At 45.5% G+C, this 20,778-nt stretch carries 21 protein-coding genes and 1 other RNA gene; 5 read left to right on the top strand and 17 right to left on the bottom strand.

Annotation, left to right across the window (positions count from 1 at the left end):
* Positions 1-28: 28 nt before the first annotated feature.
* The 3 genes from ACE1CD_RS06440 to ACE1CD_RS06430 are packed head-to-tail and all read right to left on the bottom strand — an operon-like array spanning position 29 to position 2,267.
* Entirely contained in the window at positions 29-391 is a 363-nt protein-coding gene (locus ACE1CD_RS06440) for a hypothetical protein (RefSeq protein ID WP_374822495.1), read from the bottom strand.
* Positions 385-768 carry a hypothetical protein gene (locus ACE1CD_RS06435; protein ID WP_374795228.1) on the bottom strand — a complete coding sequence of 128 codons (384 nt, stop codon included), beginning with the start codon at positions 766-768 and terminating at the stop codon, positions 385-387. Before ACE1CD_RS06435 ends, ACE1CD_RS06440 begins: the two co-directional genes overlap by 7 nt.
* A gap of 38 nt (positions 769-806) precedes the next feature.
* Positions 807-2,267, bottom strand: a complete 1,461-nt coding sequence (locus tag ACE1CD_RS06430; RefSeq protein ID WP_374822493.1) for an RtcB family protein — start codon at positions 2,265-2,267, stop codon at positions 807-809.
* A 148-nt stretch (positions 2,268-2,415) separates the two neighbouring features.
* On the opposite strand from ACE1CD_RS06430, the gene ACE1CD_RS06425 reads away from it, so the two are divergent.
* Entirely contained in the window at positions 2,416-2,967 is a 552-nt protein-coding gene (locus tag ACE1CD_RS06425; RefSeq protein WP_374822490.1) for a GAF domain-containing protein, read from the top strand.
* Between the two features lie 70 nt (positions 2,968-3,037).
* On the opposite strand, the gene ACE1CD_RS06420 is transcribed toward ACE1CD_RS06425, so the two are convergent.
* From ACE1CD_RS06420 to corA, 6 genes are all read right to left on the bottom strand, one after another.
* A complete protein-coding gene (locus tag ACE1CD_RS06420; protein WP_374795225.1) occupies positions 3,038-3,301 on the bottom strand; it encodes a SemiSWEET family sugar transporter in 264 nt (87 codons plus the stop codon).
* Between the two features lie 66 nt (positions 3,302-3,367).
* Positions 3,368-3,802 (bottom strand): KTSC domain-containing protein, encoded by a 435-nt coding sequence (locus tag ACE1CD_RS06415; protein ID WP_374795224.1) that lies wholly within the window; start codon positions 3,800-3,802, stop codon positions 3,368-3,370.
* Positions 3,803-4,202: 400 nt separating this feature from the next.
* Positions 4,203-5,216: a Gfo/Idh/MocA family protein gene (locus ACE1CD_RS06410; RefSeq protein WP_374822488.1), complete on the bottom strand. Its 1,014-nt coding sequence runs from the start codon at positions 5,214-5,216 to the stop codon at positions 4,203-4,205.
* 253 nt (positions 5,217-5,469) lie between these two features.
* Positions 5,470-6,201 carry a ribonuclease III gene (rnc, locus tag ACE1CD_RS06405; RefSeq protein WP_374795222.1) on the bottom strand — a complete coding sequence of 244 codons (732 nt, stop codon included), beginning with the start codon at positions 6,199-6,201 and terminating at the stop codon, positions 5,470-5,472.
* Positions 6,202-6,320: 119 nt separating this feature from the next.
* An RNA gene (gene rnpB / locus ACE1CD_RS06400) (RNase P RNA component class A) lies at positions 6,321-6,739 on the bottom strand.
* A gap of 264 nt (positions 6,740-7,003) precedes the next feature.
* Positions 7,004-8,170: a magnesium/cobalt transporter CorA gene (gene corA / locus ACE1CD_RS06395; RefSeq protein WP_374795221.1), complete on the bottom strand. Its 1,167-nt coding sequence runs from the start codon at positions 8,168-8,170 to the stop codon at positions 7,004-7,006.
* A gap of 112 nt (positions 8,171-8,282) precedes the next feature.
* On the opposite strand from corA, the gene ACE1CD_RS06390 reads away from it, so the two are divergent.
* Entirely contained in the window at positions 8,283-9,389 is a 1,107-nt protein-coding gene (locus ACE1CD_RS06390) for a class I SAM-dependent methyltransferase (RefSeq protein ID WP_374795220.1), read from the top strand.
* Positions 9,390-9,576: 187 nt separating this feature from the next.
* On the opposite strand, the gene groL is transcribed toward ACE1CD_RS06390, so the two are convergent.
* The 4 genes from groL to fabG all read right to left on the bottom strand — a co-directional run bounded on the left by groL (position 9,577) and on the right by fabG (position 14,108).
* Complete coding sequence (gene groL, locus ACE1CD_RS06385; protein WP_374795219.1) at positions 9,577-11,232, bottom strand: chaperonin GroEL; 1,656 nt, start codon at positions 11,230-11,232, stop codon at positions 9,577-9,579.
* Positions 11,233-11,539: 307 nt separating this feature from the next.
* On the bottom strand, positions 11,540-11,920 hold the full coding sequence (locus ACE1CD_RS06380) for a hypothetical protein (protein WP_374822485.1): 381 nt from the start codon (positions 11,918-11,920) through the stop codon (positions 11,540-11,542).
* 184 nt (positions 11,921-12,104) lie between these two features.
* A complete protein-coding gene (locus ACE1CD_RS06375; RefSeq protein WP_374822482.1) occupies positions 12,105-13,175 on the bottom strand; it encodes a pentapeptide repeat-containing protein in 1,071 nt (356 codons plus the stop codon).
* Positions 13,176-13,343: 168 nt separating this feature from the next.
* On the bottom strand, positions 13,344-14,108 hold the full coding sequence (gene fabG / locus ACE1CD_RS06370; protein ID WP_374795216.1) for a 3-oxoacyl-[acyl-carrier-protein] reductase: 765 nt from the start codon (positions 14,106-14,108) through the stop codon (positions 13,344-13,346).
* 124 nt (positions 14,109-14,232) lie between these two features.
* Here fabG and trxA point away from each other — a divergent pair, with 124 nt between their 5' ends.
* Entirely contained in the window at positions 14,233-14,550 is a 318-nt protein-coding gene (gene trxA, locus ACE1CD_RS06365) for a thioredoxin (RefSeq protein ID WP_374795215.1), read from the top strand.
* Between the two features lie 244 nt (positions 14,551-14,794).
* Here trxA and ndk read toward each other — a convergent pair whose 3' ends face one another.
* The gene (gene ndk / locus ACE1CD_RS06360) at positions 14,795-15,244 is read right to left on the bottom strand and encodes a nucleoside-diphosphate kinase (protein WP_374795264.1); all 450 of its coding nucleotides are present in this window, start codon (positions 15,242-15,244) and stop codon (positions 14,795-14,797) included.
* A 158-nt stretch (positions 15,245-15,402) separates the two neighbouring features.
* Here ndk and speA point away from each other — a divergent pair, with 158 nt between their 5' ends.
* The gene (gene speA, locus ACE1CD_RS06355; protein WP_374822480.1) at positions 15,403-17,412 is read left to right on the top strand and encodes a biosynthetic arginine decarboxylase; all 2,010 of its coding nucleotides are present in this window, start codon (positions 15,403-15,405) and stop codon (positions 17,410-17,412) included.
* A gap of 114 nt (positions 17,413-17,526) precedes the next feature.
* Here speA and ACE1CD_RS06350 read toward each other — a convergent pair whose 3' ends face one another.
* Positions 17,527-17,979, bottom strand: a complete 453-nt coding sequence (locus ACE1CD_RS06350; protein ID WP_374822477.1) for a hypothetical protein — start codon at positions 17,977-17,979, stop codon at positions 17,527-17,529.
* A gap of 539 nt (positions 17,980-18,518) precedes the next feature.
* Between ACE1CD_RS06350 and cobS the strand changes: the two genes are divergently transcribed.
* Positions 18,519-19,310, top strand: a complete 792-nt coding sequence (cobS, locus tag ACE1CD_RS06345; RefSeq protein ID WP_374822474.1) for an adenosylcobinamide-GDP ribazoletransferase — start codon at positions 18,519-18,521, stop codon at positions 19,308-19,310.
* Positions 19,311-19,338: 28 nt separating this feature from the next.
* Here cobS and ACE1CD_RS06340 read toward each other — a convergent pair whose 3' ends face one another.
* A complete protein-coding gene (locus ACE1CD_RS06340) occupies positions 19,339-19,827 on the bottom strand; it encodes a PPC domain-containing protein (RefSeq protein WP_374822471.1) in 489 nt (162 codons plus the stop codon).
* A gap of 77 nt (positions 19,828-19,904) precedes the next feature.
* Positions 19,905-20,609 (bottom strand): ComF family protein, encoded by a 705-nt coding sequence (locus ACE1CD_RS06335; protein ID WP_374795209.1) that lies wholly within the window; start codon positions 20,607-20,609, stop codon positions 19,905-19,907.
* Between the last annotated feature and the right edge of the window lie 169 nt (positions 20,610-20,778).

The raw sequence follows: 20,778 nt of genomic DNA, 5'->3' as shown, positions 1-20,778 counted from the left end.
AACTATTGCGGGCGATCGCATATCTTTGTTAACGTTTGACAATAACAAAAGGAGAATCGATATCTATTTGCCAATTCTCATCAACAAATTCCATATTTTTATCATAAATCAGAATCACTTCGCCAATCTTTTTTTCTGTCCGTCCGTGACTAAGTTTATCTTCTGAAGCAAGCCTATCAGCTTTGAGGACAAATTTCAGTTGTATCCATTCTTCTCTGTCTGTAACACCAATAGAACTGCTGATTAACTCAGCCGACAGGGAAGGAGGCAACGTAATTTCTTCATAAAATTCATCTTTTTGATCCCAGTAGCCCGACACTTTATAATTGCATAATTCGAGATGTTCTTTAACGAGTGCATTGGCATCACTACTCTCCACAAAATTTACCATTCTCCCTCAAATACAAACTCTTCTAGGTTGGGATGCTTAATCATAAAGTCCCTAATTGCTTGAATCATTCCTATGTACCATCGATCGTTGCTTTCAGCTTCCAAAATTGCCAGTTTCTCGTCTAACTTAACGATGTCACTGCGCGTTAATATTAGTACGTCGCAATCAGCTTCCCTCCAATCGTCAGTATATTCATAGATTCTGTTGGTAATCTTTTCTAAATTATTCTCTTGGTAATCTACATCTTTTACTAGCTTGTATTCACCAATTCCAAGCTCGTCATAAATTCTGTGCATCTCCGATTTTTGTACGCCAAATCCGTACTTCCAAACGATCTTACCCTCCCCTCCCACGAAGCAATTGATGTATCTGCCCATGTTTCAATTCTCCAATTATTCTAAAATCTGAACATGAGCTATCCCTTAATATTCCCAATCGGAGTCAAGCGCACCACCCTTTTACTAATCCCAGCTAATTCAGCCGCTTCAATCACATCATCAATGTCTTTGTAAGCGCCTCCCGCTTCTTCTGCCAGTCCCGGCATTGAAGTACTGCGAACATAAATTCCCCGGCTTTCCATATTCTTCAAAAGTTTATCTCCACGCCAAGTTTTTCGCGCCTTGGTACGACTCATTGTGCGTCCGCTACCGTGTGCGGTGCTGAAAAAAGTTTGGTCGCCGCTGGGTACTCCAACTAATAAATAAGATCCCGTTTCCATACTGCCGCCAATAATAATTGGCTGACCGATATCTTTATACCTTTCCGGAACATCTCCCATACCTGGGCCAAAAGCGCGAGTTGCGCCTTTGCGGTGTACGAGAAGCGATCGCTCTTTACCATCAATAATATGACGCTCTAGCTTAGCGGTATTGTGCGCGACATCGTAAACCATGTGCATACCGAGCTTTTCTGGCGATTTTTTAAATATGTCCGAAAACACTTCTCGAATGCGGTGCAGGATCACTTGGCGATTGGCAAAAGACATATTAATGCCGCACTTCATCGCCGCAAAATAAGCTTGTCCTTCCGGAGAGTTGAAAGGCGCACAAGCTAATTCGCGATCCAGTATTTTAATACCATACTTACTCTCCATTACTTTCAGAAAAATTTGCAAGTAATCAGTCGCTACTTGATGACCGAATCCCCGACTGCCGCAGTGGAACATTACCACTACTTGATTCGGCATGAAAATTCCCAATCTTGCCGCTAACTCTGCGTCGAAAATATTTGACTCTTTCGCAACTTGAATTTCCAAATAGTGATTGCCAGAACCCAAAGTACCGATTTGATTGAAACCGCGATCGATCGCCTTATCGCTAATTTTTCCAGAGTCCGCACCCTGAAGGCAACCGTTTTCTTCCATCAATTCTAAATCTTCTTCCCAACCATAACCGTTGCGAACGCACCATTGCGCCCCTTCCTCAACAACTTCCCGAAAATCATTCCGCGAAAGCTTCACAAAACCCCTGCTTCCCACTCCCGCAGGAACTCTTTCGTAAAGCCTATCTACTATATTTTTAATATGCGGTTTAACTTCATCGTAGGTTAGATTTGTGACAACCAGGCGCATTCCGCAATTGATATCAAAACCGATGCCGCCAGGAGAAATAACCCCTCCCTGTTCCACATCCATTGCCGCCACGCCACCGATAGGAAATCCATAGCCAAAGTGTCCGTCTGGCATACACAAGGCGTACTTAGTTATTCCCGGCAGCGTCGCTACGTTGGTAACTTGGTCATAAACCGCTTCGTCTAATTCTGCAATTATCTTTTCTGTACCGTAAATCCGGGCGGGTACGCGCATTCCTTCCTTGTAGGATATGGGAATTTCCCATACAGTATCGGAAATTCGTTCCAAAAATTCCTTTATAGCCATCTGTGTTTTAAATTGTTCTATTCTTATTTATTATGACTTGTCTGCTGTCTATGTTCAATAACCCGCTCTTTGACCACCTCTTTCTTTAGAACTATCTTAAGGTAGATGTACTTCTGCCAAAAGAGTTACGTCCGTGTAAAGCAAACCTGTGATTATCAATACATTCATGACGCACCAAACTTTACCCCCAGTTCTGGATACAATTTTGAGCAAAAGCACTACGCCAGATGCTGTTTTTTCTGATTTACTGCCAGCTTTGGGCGAGGTGTTAAAGTGCGATCGCATTTTCCTTTACTTGTACAATCCCTACCAGGATATTGGCAAAGTAGCTTACTGTTGGCGTCGCTTTTCTGAATATCCCGATGTCACTGAATACCACTGGAAAAAAGAACCCGCATCTTTACCCGATGAAGACCCTTTGTATGCCGCAGCATTGCGTACAGAACCATCTATTTTTGTGGAAGATATAGAAACAGCTAACCCCGAAGTCGTCAACCAAGATTTTGAACGAAAAAACTTCGGTCATCGCGCATTAGTTCACGCTCATTTATGTCAGGATGGTTTATTGTGGGGAATTTTGCAACCCTGTGTTTTCGGTCAACCTAGAGTGTGGAGTGAGTTCGATCGCTTTGTTATTTCCACAGTTACAGAAAAAATCGCACCCCTAGCAGTTGCTTATATCAAATCTACTCAGGGTTAAGGTAATTTTTTCTTCTCCAGCTACCCCATTCCCTCCAAAAATAATGAGGGTAATCGCAGCAGATTTGGGATTAATTGTGACGATAAACTATTGCTAAACAGGTTACAGTACCACAACTTAGCAAACTTATCAAATTTCCATACATTAAAATCCAGTCGTTTTGGTAATAGCCATATAATACCCCGTTTAGCTGGATAAAATTAAAACCCATAAAAGTTATTAATGATACGTTCTTAGCACTTTTGTTTTTTGTAATTTTTAATGCTTGTGGAATAAATAAACTGGCATTGAAAACAAATCCTAATCCGAAAAAGAACGTAACTATTTCTTTCATGGTATTTACCGCTCACTCAATAAATAGGGGAATGTCACCGTAGCCAACAATCCCCCATTATACTCGCTAATTTTCTACCCTATTCTTATCTACGCGCAGGGAAGCATATTGGCCTTTAATCTCTTGGTTAAAAAACTTACCTTTTGAGCTAGAATCTCGGAAACTTTCCCAAATTTCCCTCTCCACACCAAGGTATTGGTAGATTGTCCCGCTTAAAAATTCTATTTGCAAGATTTGGCGGGATTCATCGTAGCCAATCGCGGATGCCATAGTCGATCGCACCGATAGCATCGCGATCGGTTTCTCTCCCTTAATAGTCGAAAAGTAAGCGACTTCATTATTAGCGATATAGGCAATTTTTTGGAGTCCTTTATAAACCGTACTCGGTGCTGGAATCTCGACATATTCCTTTTCGCCTTCCCGGTCTAACAACAGTCCCAAATAGCCTTCTGCATGACCGATCGCCACTATATTTTTCAGGTCAATACTGACTAACCGCATCGGATTATCCTGAATTTCTATAAAAACTTGTTTTGGGGAAACTTGCCTATTAAAATTATAGCACTTTCCTGTATAATCCTACGCTCTCGAATCCGCTAACATCCGATGCCTAAAACATTTGCGATCTTATCTGCGTTCATCTGCGTTCATCTGCCTACATCTGCGGTTAAATTTTAACCAACGATGCCAACAGACAATCGAGTCTAGAGGGTTTATGGTGGAAAATATTTGTTATGTTACAGATAGGTGGGATGGTGGGTTACGGCACGCTCTCAAAGGGAGAGGGAGGAGGGTAAATTTTGACTTTTGACTTTTGACTTTTGACTTTTAGATTGCCCGTGCCTAACCCACCCTACAATTAAATAAGTTTTTACGATCGCCACAACAATGGGAGAACCCACTACAAAAGCTGAGTCACACTAATCGGCACACCACCTTTTTCCAAAGATTCCGTCAAAGCACGCAGAATTTGCACTAAATTAGCGCCAACCAAACCCGAAGAAACCGTTGAAGGCGCGTTCTGACTAACGCAGCTAAGAAAGTGTTCGCAAACTCGCTTTAAAGGTTCTCCCGATTCCAGATTCACCACTTCGCGGCTTTGATTTATAGGATCGAATTTATTGCCATTTCGATCAAAAGTTCCGTGCTGTATAATCAGGGGTGATTCTGTCGATAATTCATCAAAAATTAAAGTTCCTTGACTGCCTACAACTGCCAAACGCCGCTGCTTATCTGGATTCAACCAACACAGATGAATGTATGCTTGAAATCCGCTGGGATAAGTCAGCGTCACCCATACCAAATCGGCTAATCCATTTTGCAGCCAAACGTTGCCAGTAGCTTGTACTTGAGACGGAGTTTCGCCCAGCCAGCTATTGAAAATGGCGATATCGTGAATAGCTAAATCCCACATTGCATCAACATCCTGACGCACTGGGCCAAGGTGGGTTCTAGCGGCGTAGCCATACCGCAATTCTCCCAATGTTCCCTTTTGCATCACCGCTTGTCCGCCAATGACTGCGGAATGAAATAGATAGGTGTGGTCTACCACAAGTTGACGTTGCTGTTGTTCTGCAAGGCGACAAAGTTCGTAGCACTCATCTGGGTAGAGAGTTAAAGGTTTTTCTGCCAGAACGTGATAGCCTTGCTGGAGGGCATCAGCGATTAAGGTATAGTGGGTTGAAGCTGGGGTGACGATCGCCACAGCCTCCAATTCCGGCAATGCTCGCACCTGTTGCCAATCCGTTGCCAGAACTACACTCTCATCTAATTGATAGCGCGATCGCAAAGCTGCCAACCGATCCAAGTTCGGGTCTACCACCGCCATCAAACGCGCTTGGGGATTTTCTAAGAAGTTTCGTACCAAGTGAACGCCCCAACGCCCAGCCCCCAATACAGCAACTTTAATCGTCATTTGTCACTCGATTTTGGATTTTAGATTTTGGATTTTGGATTAGCTCCGCAATGACCGGGCGGAGCTTGAAATTCGGTATAATTTTTTGAGCGTTCCCTTTGAAATGGGAGGTTTGAAACCCATTTTTTTCGGTCAGTAGTCATTGGTTAATTGTCTCCCCAGTGTATTATTTATTTTAACTTTTGACTTTTGACTTTTGACTTTTGACTTTTGACTTTTAACTTTTGACTTTTAACTTTTAACTTTTGATTTTCTACTGACTGTTGACTATTGACATTTTAATTTTTATCTGCTCAAAAGCTTGTTTCGCAGCAGCTTGTTCCGCTGCTTTTTTCGATCCTCCCTTACCTATTCCCCATGTCTCTCCCAACACTTTGACAACGGCGGTGAACATCTGGGTATTACCCCGAACTTGCTTCATTTCCCTAATTTCATACTCTGGCAAAATCTTGTATGCCGCCTGGGTAAATTCCTGAAAAGCTGCTTTATAATTACGACGAGCCGGATCGGAGAGAATTTCTGCCGTTATCTCTTTAAAGTGCCGATCTAACCAAGGGCGCACCAATTGCAGGCTGTGAGTGCTGAGGTAAAGAGCGCCCAAAACGGCTTCTAAGGCGTCCGCTAACCTAGTTTCTCGTCCCGCCGTATCTCCCGCCGCGCTCTTATCCATAAGCAAATAGTCTTCAAATCCATAACTATCGGCTATTTGCGCCAAGATGCGATCGCTCACCAATTCTGCCCGCAGAGCCGAAAAATCGCCCACACTGCTCTGAGGATAAGTTTCCCACAAAAACTCCGCCGCCGCGACGCGCACAACCGAATCTCCCACAAACTCCAGCCGATCGTAGTTATCCTCTGCCGAAAAAGTAGGATGAGTTAGCGCCAAGTCAAGTAACTGCCACTTAACTGGCGTTTTTTCAGGAAGTCCGAGCTTTTGAATCAAGGTTTGGAGTTGTTTTTGACGGCGTGGGTAGCTGAGATTCATGGTGTAAAGGCAGACTTCTATGAGCCCCTATCATTTTAGCTACATCGATGAACAGCTCCTCTACCTCCACTATGAGTTCTTTTTGCACCGACAAAAATAGCTAGAAAAAAAATCAGAGGGAAGAGAGTCGGACATAAGCCGGGTTCTGTTTTCTGACTGACGTGCAGCACAGAAGGCAGTTATCTATCTGGGACGCCTGTTACCAGACGCCTCTAGCGGTACCTAAGCAGCGGAACCGGTAAAAGACCAACCGTAGTTCCTCCGACCTTGCTCCCAACCGGGGTTTACCGAGCCAGCGCCTCTCGACGCTGCTGGTGCGCTCTTACCGCACCTTTGCACCCTTACCAACCGATTTTAAATTTTAGATTTGAATCTAAAATCCTGGCATCTAAAATCCAAAATTGGCTGGCGGTATCTTTCTGTGGCACTATCCTCGCGATCGCTCGCACTGGGCGTTACCCAGCAAGTCTGGTCCTTCGGGAGCCCGGACTTTCCTCAGACTGGCTTTCGCCAATCCGCAACCGCCTGCGCCTACTCTCTTCTTTTTTATTTTAGATTTTAGATTTTGGATTTTCGATTAAATGAGGGAATAGGGCATTGAGCATAGTTATTCCCCCTCTCCCAGCAGGGCTACTTCATTGTCGTCAAAGAAAATTTAAAGGCAGGGGAGCGGGGGAGTGGGGGAGTGGGGGAGTGGGCAGAGCTAATTCATGTTCGCGGAAGAAAATTATTTTATGTTGGTGGGGTGTAGAAAAATCGTCAAACTTTCCTGCCCCCCTGCCCCCCTGCCCCCCTGCCCCCCTCAATCTTCCTTAACTACGGAAATATTATCAAACCAGCCGCGACGCCAGAAAAAGTATACCAGACTGCCAGCAGTCGCAATCATCACAGCCAAACACAGGGGATAGCCCCAGTACCAATTCAGTTCTGGCATATTCCAAGGCGATTTTTCTGTGTTGAAGTTCATTCCATATACACCAGCAATAAAAGTTAGGGGAATAAAAATTGAGGAAATCACCGTCAGCAGCTTCATAATTTCATTCATTTTGTTACCGACACTGGATAGATAGACATCCATCAAACCAGAAGACAGTTCCCGGTAAGTCTCCACAATATCCATCACCTGAACCGCGTGATCGTAACAATCCCGCAAGTAAATTCGCACATCGGGGCCAATCAAATCGCTGCCATCTCGGATCAGCGAATTAATAGCATCTCGTTGCGGCCAAATAGCGCGGCGGAGGGCCAGTAATTCCCGTTTGATTTGATAAATTTTTTCTAAAGTGCGCCGCGTTGGGTTAACGACTACTTCATCTTCTAGTTCTTCGATGCGCTCGCCGTAGGTTTCCAGCACAGGGAAAAATCCATCGATAATTGCATCTAAAAGCGTGTAAGCTAGATAATCGGCTCCGCGCTGACGGATAGTGCCTTTGTTAGCGCGAATGCGATCGCGCACCGGTTGGAAGCAATCCCGCTCTGGTTCTTCCTGCACCGTCAGCAGGTAATACTTACCCAACACAAAACTAACCTGCTCGCTGTAAAAACCAAATCCACTTTCCTTGGGCATCACCATACGAGCAATAATCACTAACTGGGAATCCACATCCTCCACTTTAGGCCGCTGGGGTACATTCACCACATCTTCCAGCACCAGGGGATGCAAATTAAACACTTGACCCATTCTCCGCCAAATATCTTCATTTCCCAAGCCCAGCACATCAACCCAAGAAACCGACTCGGTATCCAAATAGGGAAGGCAAGCTTCCGGTGTCTGGACTTCAACGCGGGTCGCTTTGGCTTCGTTATAGTCAATCAACACAATAGTTGGTGGAGGGGCGTCTGCCTCAAGGTCGAGAGTTCCAGGTAGACTCCCAGGTTCGTCGTAGTTGAAATCAACATAAGATTCATCTTCATCTTCCACAACGGCTTGTGCAGCTAATCCTGAAGGTGAGAAATGTTTTTCTGCCATGCTATTTTTAGACGATACTCAAGCGCGATTCTATTAAATCCTGGGCGACAAAAGTGACATCTTTTGCGCTCCAGCCCCGATTCCTTACCATAACATTGTCCAATACACGCAAATGATGACGATCGCACCAACTAAACTGATTCGCACCTGGGGCAGCTTGGATAAAGTATTTATCCAAAACAAAGTCTTACAAATATCAGGCTGGGCAGCTTCAATTAACGCAGGCTCTCTGGAAAGCTTTAAGGTTACCTGTGCAGGTAAAGAGTTTACCGAGTTCGAGATGGCTTTGGAGATCAAAAGCCCTGACGTCGTGCAGGTTTATCCAAATCTAGAATACGCTCAAAAGGCTCGCTTCCGCATTCGCGTGCCTTTAGGAAAAGACGACCCACAAGAAATTCGGGATTGCTTGATCGCTGTAACTCCCTTGTTTAAAGAGGGATGGGGAGGAAGTCTACTCCGTCTTGTCGAACCTTCTCTACCAATTCCCAGTTTAGAGCAGGGCGAATTGCTTGCCTGGATCGGCGCAGGCGCAGACGAATACTTTACCATTACATCCCTTGAGTTTCTCGGCTACTTTTTACATAGAGCCAATCTCCTACCGACAGACTCCGTACTCGATATTGGCTGCGGTATGGGTCGCATGGCCTACAGCCTAGCTTACTACTTGGCTCCCACCGCCCGATACGAAGGCTTCGATATTATGGAGGAATTGATTGAATGGGCTAAAACAAATATCAGTTCTCGGTTTCCCAACTTCAATTTCCAACAGGTAGACATTTACAATCAACTTTATAATCCGAAAGGAACTTTGCAAGCGATCGAATTTGTTTTCCCCTACGATGACGAAAGTTTCGACTTAGCTTTTCTGGGGTCGGTCTTTACTCACATACCTGCTTGCGAAGTTCGCCATTACCTAGAAGAAATCTATCGAGTTCTCAAGCGTGGCGGTCGTTGTTTTTGTACTGTCTTTATCTACAACGAAGAGTCGGCAAAGTTGATTGCCCAAGGGAAAAGTTCTGCCGAACTTGTTTACCAAATTGATGATTACTTTGCTACCAGCGTGGATATGCCGGAGTATTTCACTGGCTTCCAGGAAGATTTGCTGATGGAGTGGATTCGCGATCGCGGCTTCACCGTCCAGGGTAAATATTACGGCTCTTGGTGCGGTCGCAGCGAACATACCAGCTACCAGGATATCCTAATTCTCCACAAAGATTGAACTTATTGCTATGGAGAGTGGGGGAGTGGGAGAAACAATAATATTCAGGTAGAAAAACTAGGGTAATCTTCGCCGCTAAAAAACCCGGTTTCTTGAAGAAACCGGGTTTTTCTGTGTCTAAAAGGGCTGTATTAACGAGCGCTCATCATTTATCGCCAAAATTGTCCTAATGACTGATGAGATATCCCTACATCATGCCGCCCATACCGCCCATACCGCCCATGCCGCCCATACCACCCATATCGGGCGCACCGCCAGCAGGTTTCTTCTCTGGTTTTTCGACAACCAAAGCTTCGGTTGTTAATACCATACTGGCGATCGAACCGGCGTTTTGCAAAGCCGATCGCACAACTTTGGCTGGGTCGATAATTCCAGCGGCAATCATATCTTCAAATTTTTCTGCCAGCGCGTTGTAGCCGATATTGAATTCGGTGTCTCGCACTTTTTCGACGATTACAGAACCTTCTACGCCTGCATTATCGGCAATTTGACGCAAAGGTGCTTCCAGCGATCGTCCAATAATATCCGCACCGATCTTTTCTTCTTCGCCCAAGCTATTTTTAATTTCGTTAATTTTCTTGGACAGGTGAATCAAAGTAGTGCCGCCACCTGGTACAATCCCTTCTTCCACAGCAGCTTTGGTGGCGTTGAGAGCGTCTTCAATTCGCAGCTTGCGGTTTTTGAGTTCGGTTTCGGTAGCTGCGCCTACTTTAATCACAGCTACACCACCGGCAAGTTTGGCAATCCGTTCTTGGAATTTCTCTCTGTCGTATTCCGAGTCGGTTTCTTGCAGTTGTTTGCGAATTTGACCGATCCGCTTTTCTACATCTGCTTTCGTTTCGCCACCGGCAACAATAGTGGTGCTTTCTTTGTCAATGGTGACTTTGCGTGCGACTCCCAGCATTTCTAGGCTGACAGCATCCAAGCTGAGTCCGACTTCTTCGGAAATCATCTGACCGCCGGTGAGGACGGCGATGTCTTGCAGCATGGCTTTGCGGCGTTCGCCAAAACCAGGTGCTTTAATGGCAGCAGCACTTAACACGCCTCTGGCTTTGTTCACTACCAAAGTTGCCAAAGCTTCCCCTTCTACATCTTCGGCAATTATCAGTAAGGGTTTACCCAACCGCGCAACTCGTTCTAAAACGGGAATTAAATCCTGGATGGCGTTAATTTTTTTGTCGGTAATCAAGATGCGAACATCTTCGTATTCCACCGTCATCCGTTCGTTGTTGGTAACGAAGTAGGGGGAAATGTAACCGCGATCGATCTGCATTCCCTCGACTACTTCCAGTTCCGTTGTCAGCGATTTGGATTCTTCAACGGTAATTACGCCGTCTTTGGTGACTTTCTCCATCGCTTCGGAAATCATTTGTCCGACTTCCTCGTCGTTACCGGCGGAAACGGTTGCTACTTGGTTAATGGCAGCACCTTCGACCGGCTTGGCAATTGCTTCGATTTCCTTCACCAAGGCGGCGATCGTTTTTTCGATGCCATGTCGCAAGGAAACTGGATTGGCACCAGCAGCGACGTTCTTCAAGCCTTCCCGAATCATCGCTTGGGCTAGAACGGTGGCAGTAGTAGTACCATCGCCAGCAACATCTTTGGTTTTAGAGGCTACTTCCCGAATTAGCTGGGCACCCGTGTTTTCTAATGGGTCTTCCAGTTCAATTTCTTTGGCAATGGTAATCCCGTCGTTGACAATCTCCGGTGCGCCAAATTTCTTTTCCAGTACGACGTTGCGACCTTTTGGCCCCAAGGTAATCTTAACGGCGTCGGCCAGGGCGTTGACGCCCCGTTCTAATGCCCGCCGAGAGTCTTCATCGAATGCAACTATTTTTGCCATCTTTCGTTTTCTCGCGCTTCCATTAGCCAATTTAGCACTCTGAGGCTTCGAGTGCTAATCAAAATTTGCAGACCCAGGCTAGAGCGCCAGTCCAGTAGTTCCTTTCCACCCAGTTTTTGCGATCGAGAAGACAGATATCTTATTGCTTCAACGCAAAAAAACCGGGTTTTTGAGCAAAGATGCGTCAATACTGCACTGGCGCTCTAGAGATTACAGTCTGATTTTGAAGCACAAGCTATTTTTTGGAAATAGCCCCGACTTGCCAGGATTTGTCGGGTTTCTGTGTATCTCACTCTACGATCGTGGTTTAATGTGGAGCAACTAATTGACGACAACCATCTACACAATTCTTAAGACATTCTTTATATTCTGGGGTGCCAGGGCGATGTTGTTGCCGACAGATGTTACGACATGAAGAAACACAATCAGTAGGCGCGAGAAAATCCTCTATTCGCACCGCATTTGTTGGCGCGTCTTCCGGACTGACAAGTTCAAATTCCTTGCTTAAATTATCCTCATTTATTAACTCTCTTAAATTATCCTCATTTATTAACTCTCTCGTCCTCAAAAAATTCATCCGTTCCCCCGAAGCCATTCTGTTTGTTTTTTCTGGCGATTGGGTGTTGCTGGTAGGTGCAAATAACAAATCGTCATTTATTTCACTCACAGTAATTAATGCTGTTAGCATTTTTTTTATGATTGACTGTTGCTCAGTTGATAAACTATTCCAACCAGGAAATGAAATTTTTTGCTTTGTCATCTTACTCAAGAGGATAATGAATAATTAATAAATTTTACATTACGAACAAGCAAACTCAACAATATTAGGAAGAAACTTAAAGTAAAGATTTGTAAATGCGATCGCCTGCTTCTCAAGGCTTACCCTTTGTGTTTTTGCTGGCTGGCGGTTTCTCTGGCTGTGAATTCAGCTGTTTGCGAAACTCTTGGTCGTAGTCGGCTTTTTGCCAATCTTTAGCTGCTTTAACTTGTGAGGGGGTTAAATTCTTAGCTCCCCGAAAATCTGCACATCCCTCTCTTTCCACAATCCGATTACTTTTGCCAGCCGTGTCGAAAACAGTTCCACATAGCTCAGCACCCTGGAGATTAGCTTTATCCAAATCAGCACCCCGGAAGATAGCTCCGTAGAGCGTGGTTTTACTGAGGTTGGCTTTTTTGAGCAAAGCTCCAGTGAGATTAGCTTCTTCCAGGTCAGCTTCACTTAAGTTAACTTCGTTTAGGCTGGCTTGATAGAGTTTCGCCTGAGAGAGGTCGGTTCTATCGAGTTTAGCTCGAAAAAGGTTAGCTTTAATCAGATTGGCTTGGCTGAGGGAAGCATTAGTCAGGCTAGCTCCAATAAGATTCGCTTTAGCAAGGTTGGCTCGATCGAGATAAGCTTCACTAAGTTCAGCTTTATATAAGTCAGCACCTTCCAAGTTTATCTTCGCTAAAAATACTCCTTTTGCATTCAATCCGGCCAAAGAAACACCATCATCATTCAAATCTTGCAAAGCTTCAATTCTTCCCCCGCTAGTTCTCTCTTTTGCTGAATTAATTATCTGCCAAGCTTGATAGTGTACTTGCTTCTGTCTTTTTGGTGCTTCCCAAATGTAGCTACCAAATGCACATACAACGGTGATTACTACCCCACTTTGCACTAACTTAAATACGCCCTTACGAAGTAAAGCTAACTTCTTTTTTTTAGGCAGATGTATCAACCACTTCGCCCAAGTACTGCCAATCTCCCGCCAATTCTTTGGTTTGGGGTAAGGGTCAATCGGTTCTTCTCCTCTCAATTCATAAAAGCGGCGATAGGTATCCAGCGGCATATTCAACCGCTCTGCTTCCCGCGCTAAATCATACTCTCGTTGCAATCGGTCTGGGCCATCATAGACTTTCGTAAAACTTTCTCGTAACTCGTCAATGCTGGGCACGTTATTTACCATAAACGGAAGTGAAATACCTCTATCTTAAGCTTAGCTCTCAAAGCTTCAGTCTCGGTAAACTAACAGCAGTAATACTATATATATGTCAGGTTGTTCGTGGTTCCTTGTACGTGGAAATACTGATGAACAATGAACCATGAACAAACAAAGTCCATCTGACGCAATTACTTATGCCATAACCATGCCACCATCGACATTAAATACTTGTCCGGTGATGTAGGAAGCCGCTGCGTCAGCAGCGAGAAAGCGAATCATACCCGCAACTTCTTCTGGTTGACCGTAGCGTCCCAGCGGGATATATTTCAAAATCTCGTCTGATTTGAGATTGCTGGTCATATCTGTGGCAATAAATCCAGGTGCAACCGCATTCACCGTAATACCGCGACTGGCAAGTTCTTTGGCAATGGTTTTGGTAAATCCAATCACACCAGCTTTAGCAGCGCTGTAGTTAGCTTGACCGGGATTTCCCATTTGACCGGCCACAGAAGTAATATTAACAATGCGACCGGAGCGTTGTTTCAGCATTACTTTACTGACGGCGCGAGTACAGAGAAATACGCCAGTAAGGTTGAGGTCGATTACTGCTTGCCAATCTTCTGGTTTCATCCTTAATAAAAGAGTGTCGCGGGTGATACCAGCATTATTGACAAGTACATCGACGCGACCCCACTTGTCCATTGTGGCGTTGAGAAGCGTGTCCACTTGGTCAGCTTTGGAAACGTCGGCTTGGAGTGCGATCGCATTACCTCCGCTGTTAGTAATTTCTGCTACTACCTGTTCGGCTGCACCACTGGAACTGGCATAGTTGACCACCACGTTGGCTCCCTCAGCTGCTAAGGCTAAGGCTGTAGCGCGACCGATTCCCCGCGATGCACCTGTAACAATTGCAACTTGTCCGCGCAACCGCCGATCGTTCTCTGGCAATACTTCCATGTATGTCGCTGATTTGAATAACTGCGCTAACTATATTAAGTTGATTCGTACCTGAGACTCACAAAATTCTTTCGATCGATAATCTACGATTGAGTTAGCGTTAAGCAAATATAGGTTTTGGCTTATGGCTACCAAACAACAGTTCAACAGTTTTCCAGAGTTGCTATCTAGTTCGGACGTGCCAGTGTTGGTAGATTTTTTCGCTACCTGGTGCGGCCCGTGTCAGATGATGGCTCCCATTCTAGAGCAAGTGAACGCACAGATGCAGGGGCGGGTAAAGATTGTCAAAATTGACACCGATAAATATCCTCGCTTGGCTTCTGAGTATGGCATTCAAGCTCTGCCGACGCTGGTACTCTTTAAAAACGGTAAACCAGTCAATCGCATTGAGGGTGTGCTATCGGGGCCACAATTGGTTCAACACTTACGAACTTTAGTTTAATTGGCTCTGAAATTAGAATTCCCACCCGATAGATTGAGTTGGGTGGGTGTGTTTTTTTGAGCGAGAAATGAGTCTATTTGTTTGTGCGATCGCCTCGCCAAACAACTTTCCAATCGAAATTACTCATTGCTTATAGTCATTTTCTTACATCACGAATTATTAAAAAAAATGCCATCGATTCACCAATGGCATCATGTATATATGCAAGAAAAAAAGGAAAGAAAACAAATCTTTTCCCTTTAAATTATTCGTAGAGCCAAGAAGTCAAAGTGGGCTGCCAACTTACCAACTCTTCTTCTTTGAACCAAAGAGCAATTTCGCGCCGTCCCGTTTCCACAGCATCCGAACCGTGGATGAGGTTACGACCGACACTGACACCAAAATCCCCGCGAATGGTTCCCGGTTCGGCTGTCAGCGGGTTGGTCGCGCCGATGAGTTTCCGTGCTGATGCTACGACGCCTTCACCTTCCCAAACCATAGCCACAACGGGGCCAGAGGTGATAAATTCAACCAAACCGGGGAAAAAGGACTTTTCTCGATGCACGTCGTAGTGCTGTTCGGCGAGTTCGCGGCTGACTTTCATCAGTTTGAGTCCGACGAGGGTAAAACCTTTGGCTTCTAGACGACGGATGATTTCGCCGACCAGTCCGCGCTGTACGCCGTCCGGTTTGACTGCTAGAAATGTGCGTTCCACTACAACACTTGCTCCCAAAATTCCTTCACAGGGTATGGTAAAGCAATTGCCGTCTACTTTTGCCAAATTCTGCCGATCGCTTCCCAAAAATCGGTCAGCTACTTTTTTGCAAATACGCTAGATTTATTATTCGGTAGTCGTTGCAAGGGGGGAAAAGTATGGCAATGCAGCCAATGGCAGATGGAACAGTATTCCAAGAAAAACTCGGAAAATCGGCGTTAGCGGAAGTAAAATCAAAAGGGCTTCTGCCAGTAACTAGAGAAGTTTCCCGGCAATGGACTATTGAGGATAGCGAAGCGCTTTACCGAATACAGGGATGGGGTGAGCCGTATTTTTCGATTAATGCTGCCGGTCGGGTTACAGTTTCTCCCAAAGGCGAACGCGGCGGTTCGCTGGATTTGTTTGAACTGGTAAATGCGCTTAAGGATAGAAACCTGAAGTTGCCGTTGTTGATTCGCTTCTCAGATATTTTAGAAGACCGGATTGAGCGGTTGAATGCTTGCTTTGCTAAAGCGATCGCACGCTACAACTATCCTGGTGTCTACCGTGGTGTCTACCCGGTCAAGTGCAACCAGCAAAAGCATCTCCTTGAAGATTTAGTCAGATTTGGCAAACCTCATCAATTTGGCTTGGAAGCAGGTTCCAAACCAGAACTGATGATCGCTTTGGCAATGTTGGATACGCTAGGAGCTCTTCTGATTTGCAACGGCTACAAAGATCGAGAATACATCGAAACGGCAATGTTGGCGCAGCGACTGGGACAAACACCTATAGTTGTCCTAGAGCAGGTGGAAGAAGTAGATTTGGTGATTAACGCCGCCAAACAACTGGGTATTAAACCAATTGTGGGCGTCCGCGCTAAGCTGAGTACTCAGGGTATGGGACGCTGGGGAAGCTCTAGTGGCGATCGGGCTAAATTTGGCCTCACTATTCCCGAAATTATCCAAGCTGTTGATAAGTTGCGGTCAGCTAATTTATTAGATTCTTTGCAACTGTTACATTTCCACATTGGCTCTCAAATTTCTGCTATTCACGTTATCAAAGATGCGATCCAGGAAGCGAGCAAAATCTACGTGGAATTAGCCAAGCTGGGAGCTGACATGAAGTATCTCGATGTCGGCGGCGGTTTGGGTGTGGACTACGACGGTTCCCAAACGAATTTCTACGCTTCCAAGAATTACAATATGCAGAACTATGCCAACGATATCGTGGCAGAGTTGAAGGATGCCTGCGCCGAACAACAAGTACAAGTACCGACGTTAATTAGCGAGAGTGGTAGAGCGATCGCTTCTCATCAATCTGTACTCATTTTTGACGTTCTCAGTACTTCTGATGTCCCCTTCGGAGAGCCAGAACCTCCCAAAGATGGAGAACCTCCCATTGTCTGGAATCTTTGGGAAACCTACCAATCAATTAACACTGAGAATTATCAGGAAGCCTATCACGACGCTACTCAGTTTAAAGAAGAAGCGATCAGTCGCTTTAATTTGGGGATTTTGCGCCTCACGGAACGTGCCAGGGTAGAGCGGATCTACTGGGCTTGTTGTGAAAAGATTCTCGCCATTACCAGACTGCAAGATTACGTTCCCGATGAGTTGGAAGACCTGGAAAAAATCATGGCTTCCATCTATTACATCAATCTGTCGGTGTTTCAATCTGCACCGGATTGTTGGGCGATCGACCAGCTATTCCCTATTATGCCTATTCATCGTCTAGATGAAGAACCTACGCGGCGAGGTATTCTGGCAGATCTCACCTGTGACAGCGATGGTAAAATCGATCGATTTATCGATTTGCGGGATGTTAAATCAGTTTTAGAACTGCATACCATTAAACCGGGAGAACCTTATTACCTGGGCATATTCCTAAGTGGAGCCTATCAAGAAATCATGGGTAGCCTTCACAATTTATTCGGCGATACAAACGCTGTCCATATACAGCTAACGCCCAAGGGATACCAAATCGAACACGTTGTCAAAGGTGACACGATGAGCGAAGTTGTCAGCTATGTTCAATACGATGCTGAAGACCTTGTAGAAAGTATTCGTCAACGTTGCGAACAAGCACTTCAAGAAAAACGAATTACCTTGCAAGAATCTCAATTGTTGCTGCAAAATTACGAACGCAGCCTCGGTCGTTATACCTATCTTTCTCCTCAAAGCGAGTAAGGTTGAAAGCATCAAGGGAGAGAATACGGGAGTTAAACTCTCTTATTCTCTCTCCCATTCATAAAAGTAGACAGAAAGCTCAGAGTATGGTTCTGGCAATTTACGGGGAATAGTTCAAAAAGAGTAATCGTTATCATCGTCAATATTAAGATCCCATTTTGCCGAAAGGACTCGATCGACCACCGCTTCCAAGTCAGCTTCATTGAAATTGTCACCCACGACCTCTTGCAGTGGATTCGATAGGGGAATCAGCCGCAATCGACGGCTATCTTGCACTAGATCGAAATAACATTCGCACTGGGGAGACTGCTTCAGATCCAGGCAATCAAAACTGTAGACATTAAGATAGAGGGCATGGTTAGCAACTAAGGTTGCTCGACTGGGATCGCCAAAAACTTCCAGCACAAAACCTTCTCCCTCGCTTTGTAATTTACCGTCCTGAATGTGGAGGTAACGGACATGGCGCAAATCCGTTAAAATTCTCCGCATATCTAACTTGTTAACGATAGTGCCGGTATCTATAATGCAAGGGGCAGGCAGCTGGGTAGGGAATTGATCTTGACTCATAAGGAAAATACCTCTAGTCTCAATGAGCCTTCATATTTGCAGAAAATGGTTAAATGTAACAGCAGGGTCAAGCCCTACAGACCAACTTAATCCTTGAGAGAGAAAGCGTACACCTATCCCTGGGATAAATAATTGCCAGCGGGAATACAAGGTTAGGGGCAGCGCGAGTTAGAAATCTGACGGCGAAAATAAAATCTGCTGGCAATCTCAACAAATATGTTGTGAATGCTTATCAGACAAATCTTATTAACGAGATCATCTTATCCTAGATTTTTTAGCCAACCCATCATTAAATTTACGTAATTCACTGCGCCAAATGCCGGAAGTGGGGTCTCAAAAGGTATAAGTTGGCGCATATGCGAGTCTGAGAAAGATAAAGCTGTTTAACAAGCGATAGGATGAGTATATGAGCAATTTACAATCTATAATCCTTTATTACCGCTCAAAAGCCTATGCAAGGAGCTTTTAATTTTTTGACAAAATGGCTAAATTTTTCAGAATTCCCGTTGTACCTTTAGGTAAACGAGAGTAGTTCCGATATGAGTCATCGACACTGGGTTAGATGGGTTCGTCAGTTTTGGCATCAGCAGACAAGTACGCTGGCTGCGGCGATCGCCTTTTACACCTGTCTGCCCGTCCCCATTAGTTGGACGCTAGCTTTCCGGGGTATCGCCCGCCTCGCCCCACTCGTCGGAGTGGCGATCGGCGGAATTTTAGGACTGCTGGATGCTGGGCTGCATCTGCTGGGTATGCCGATACTTACCCGGTCTGCCCTTGCGATCGTGGCTTGGGTTGCTGTCACGGGCGGGCTGCATCTGGATGGTGCAATGGATACGGCAGATGGGCTGGCAGTACCAGATCCCCAACGTCGCCTAGAGGTGATGTCTGACAGCGTGACGGGGGCGTTTGGCGCGATGGCGGCGATCGCAATTTTGTTATTGAAAACAGTAGCTTTAAGAGATATTGATTCTTACCGCTGGTTGGCTTTGATGGCGGCGGCTGGTTGGGGACGTTGGGGGCAATTGGTGGCTATCATCTGCTATCCCTACCTCAAACCTACGGGTAAAGGCGCAATTCATAAGGAATCCAACCCTTCAGCTTCCGATCTCATCCCTGGTTTTGTCCTGCTGCTGGGACTGAGCGGGTTTTTAGTTATTGTAGATGAGCGCAGCTGGCTGATGGCAGCAGGTATGGTTTTTGGTGGCAGTGCGATCGCCGTTCTCACCGGTGCGTGGTTCAATCACAAATTAGGCGGTCATACCGGCGATACCTATGGCGCTGTCGTGGAGTGGACAGAAGCTTTACTACTCTGTCTCCTCACCGGACTCTAGAATGGGATGAAAGCTATTTCCCGATTCGCTAAATCTCTCGCAAGCGCCTTACTTTCAGCTTAAATTCACCACCCGCCGTTTCGCCAAACGCCCGCACTCTAATAATGTAAGCGCCTTTCTCTTTAATGCGAGTGAACAGCAAAGAGTTGGTGCTGCCGTCGGCTCCGTCATCATTTTCCGCCACTGTCGCGCCGTTTTTTAGCAAGGTGACGATCGTGTCAAAGTTTTCCGATGTGAGATCGATCGCCACGTTGTCTCCGGCATCCAAATTTACCACATAGTCGCGGGCAAAGCCGCCCTGCCCCGTGGGAATATCCTTGTCCGATAGGGAATCGGTAATTTCATTATTAGCTGGTAAGGAAATAGGGTCATACAACCGAGTTTGAGCCCGAACTGTCAGTGTACTTAAGCAAACTGCCAGCAGGGTTGCAGGAACGAGCAGGGCTGGGCTAAAACGAGCAGTAAAAGCTTTAATCATCATGAAGGGCAATATTTTGGCAAAAAGCAAATTGTTCAATTATAAAGTTAATTTACCGGACTAGATCTATTTTTGGCGATTTGCTTGGGTCGCATCTCAGAATAGCTGCAACTAACTTAGGTTTCCAGTTTAGTGCGATCGAAGGAATTATTTGGCCCAGGAGTAGCGATCGCTGCTATGCCATAGATTCGTATTCTATGCTGGTGCAGCGTATGGGCAGCAGACCTTGCAGTATCTCCAGTCGTATAAATGTCGTCTAACAACAGAATTGCTGAAGCAGGACGACGCTGCGAAAATCCTTTTCCCAATTCAAACGCCCCGGCCACATTTTGTTTTCGCTCTACCGCAGACAAGCCAAACTGTGGTTTTGTATCCCGCACCCGTTCCAAACCATATCGTTCTATGGGCAACCCAGCTACCTCGCAAAAACTTTCTGCCAGTAACTCTGCCTGATTGTAACCTCTTTGGCGCTGCTTGTTTGCATGAAGTGGAATAGGTACTACTGTCAGTTTTGTACTACCAGCCAAGGCAGATTTCAGCCAAGCTTCGCCAAGCCAGTGTCCCAAAGGCTCTGCTATTTCTAGTTTTTTTTCGTATTTCAGTACTTTGAGCGCCCTTTTGAGCGCCCCGCCGTACACTCCCCAAGCAAAAATCGGCAGTTCTCCGCGCCAAAATTTGTCAGGTTTGGACATTTGGCAGCGTTCCAGTTGCCTGTGGCAGTCTTGACAAAATTGTTTGGGCGTCGGACGCTGGCATATGGGACAGGTGGATTGCAAAAACAAATTTAGCAATCCCTTTACTTTTGCAGTCCAGTTACTCATCTAATTTTTTCTTATACTTTCTAAACACTTATTCATCTGTCTTCCCCCGTGGAGACCCTCGCCATAGCTGTACCCAGCTTGGCGACGGGAGGAAACGGGGGGCAGGGTCTATGCCACATACGAATAACCGTCCTTTTTGTGAATAGATTTACAGTATTTGTGACTGATT

This window comes from Aerosakkonema sp. BLCC-F183 (assembly GCF_041929145.1).
Lineage (GTDB): Bacteria > Cyanobacteriota > Cyanobacteriia > Cyanobacteriales > Aerosakkonemataceae > Aerosakkonema.
This window is presented reverse-complemented; position numbering and strand designations above follow the sequence as displayed.

Bases quoted from the DNA above. Each gene is read 5' to 3' on its own strand.
- ACE1CD_RS06440 (WP_374822495.1), bottom strand. From the start codon at position 391: ATGGTAAATTTTGTGGAGAGTAGTGATGCCAATGCACTCGTTAAAGAA.
- ACE1CD_RS06435 (WP_374795228.1), bottom strand. From the start codon at position 768: ATGGGCAGATACATCAATTGCTTCGTGGGAGGGGAGGGTAAGATCGTT.
- ACE1CD_RS06430 (WP_374822493.1), bottom strand. From the start codon at position 2,267: ATGGCTATAAAGGAATTTTTGGAACGAATTTCCGATACTGTATGGGAA.
- ACE1CD_RS06420 (WP_374795225.1), bottom strand. From the start codon at position 3,301: ATGAAAGAAATAGTTACGTTCTTTTTCGGATTAGGATTTGTTTTCAAT.
- ACE1CD_RS06415 (WP_374795224.1), bottom strand. From the start codon at position 3,802: ATGCGGTTAGTCAGTATTGACCTGAAAAATATAGTGGCGATCGGTCAT.
- ACE1CD_RS06410 (WP_374822488.1), bottom strand. From the start codon at position 5,216: ATGACGATTAAAGTTGCTGTATTGGGGGCTGGGCGTTGGGGCGTTCAC.
- rnc (WP_374795222.1), bottom strand. From the start codon at position 6,201: ATGAATCTCAGCTACCCACGCCGTCAAAAACAACTCCAAACCTTGATT.
- corA (WP_374795221.1), bottom strand. From the start codon at position 8,170: ATGGCAGAAAAACATTTCTCACCTTCAGGATTAGCTGCACAAGCCGTT.
- ACE1CD_RS06390 (WP_374795220.1), top strand. From the start codon at position 8,283: ATGATGACGATCGCACCAACTAAACTGATTCGCACCTGGGGCAGCTTG.
- groL (WP_374795219.1), bottom strand. From the start codon at position 11,232: ATGGCAAAAATAGTTGCATTCGATGAAGACTCTCGGCGGGCATTAGAA.
- ACE1CD_RS06380 (WP_374822485.1), bottom strand. From the start codon at position 11,920: ATGCTAACAGCATTAATTACTGTGAGTGAAATAAATGACGATTTGTTA.
- ACE1CD_RS06375 (WP_374822482.1), bottom strand. From the start codon at position 13,175: ATGGTAAATAACGTGCCCAGCATTGACGAGTTACGAGAAAGTTTTACG.
- fabG (WP_374795216.1), bottom strand. From the start codon at position 14,108: ATGGAAGTATTGCCAGAGAACGATCGGCGGTTGCGCGGACAAGTTGCA.
- trxA (WP_374795215.1), top strand. From the start codon at position 14,233: ATGGCTACCAAACAACAGTTCAACAGTTTTCCAGAGTTGCTATCTAGT.
- speA (WP_374822480.1), top strand. From the start codon at position 15,403: ATGGCAATGCAGCCAATGGCAGATGGAACAGTATTCCAAGAAAAACTC.
- ACE1CD_RS06350 (WP_374822477.1), bottom strand. From the start codon at position 17,979: ATGAGTCAAGATCAATTCCCTACCCAGCTGCCTGCCCCTTGCATTATA.
- cobS (WP_374822474.1), top strand. From the start codon at position 18,519: ATGAGTCATCGACACTGGGTTAGATGGGTTCGTCAGTTTTGGCATCAG.
- ACE1CD_RS06335 (WP_374795209.1), bottom strand. From the start codon at position 20,609: ATGAGTAACTGGACTGCAAAAGTAAAGGGATTGCTAAATTTGTTTTTG.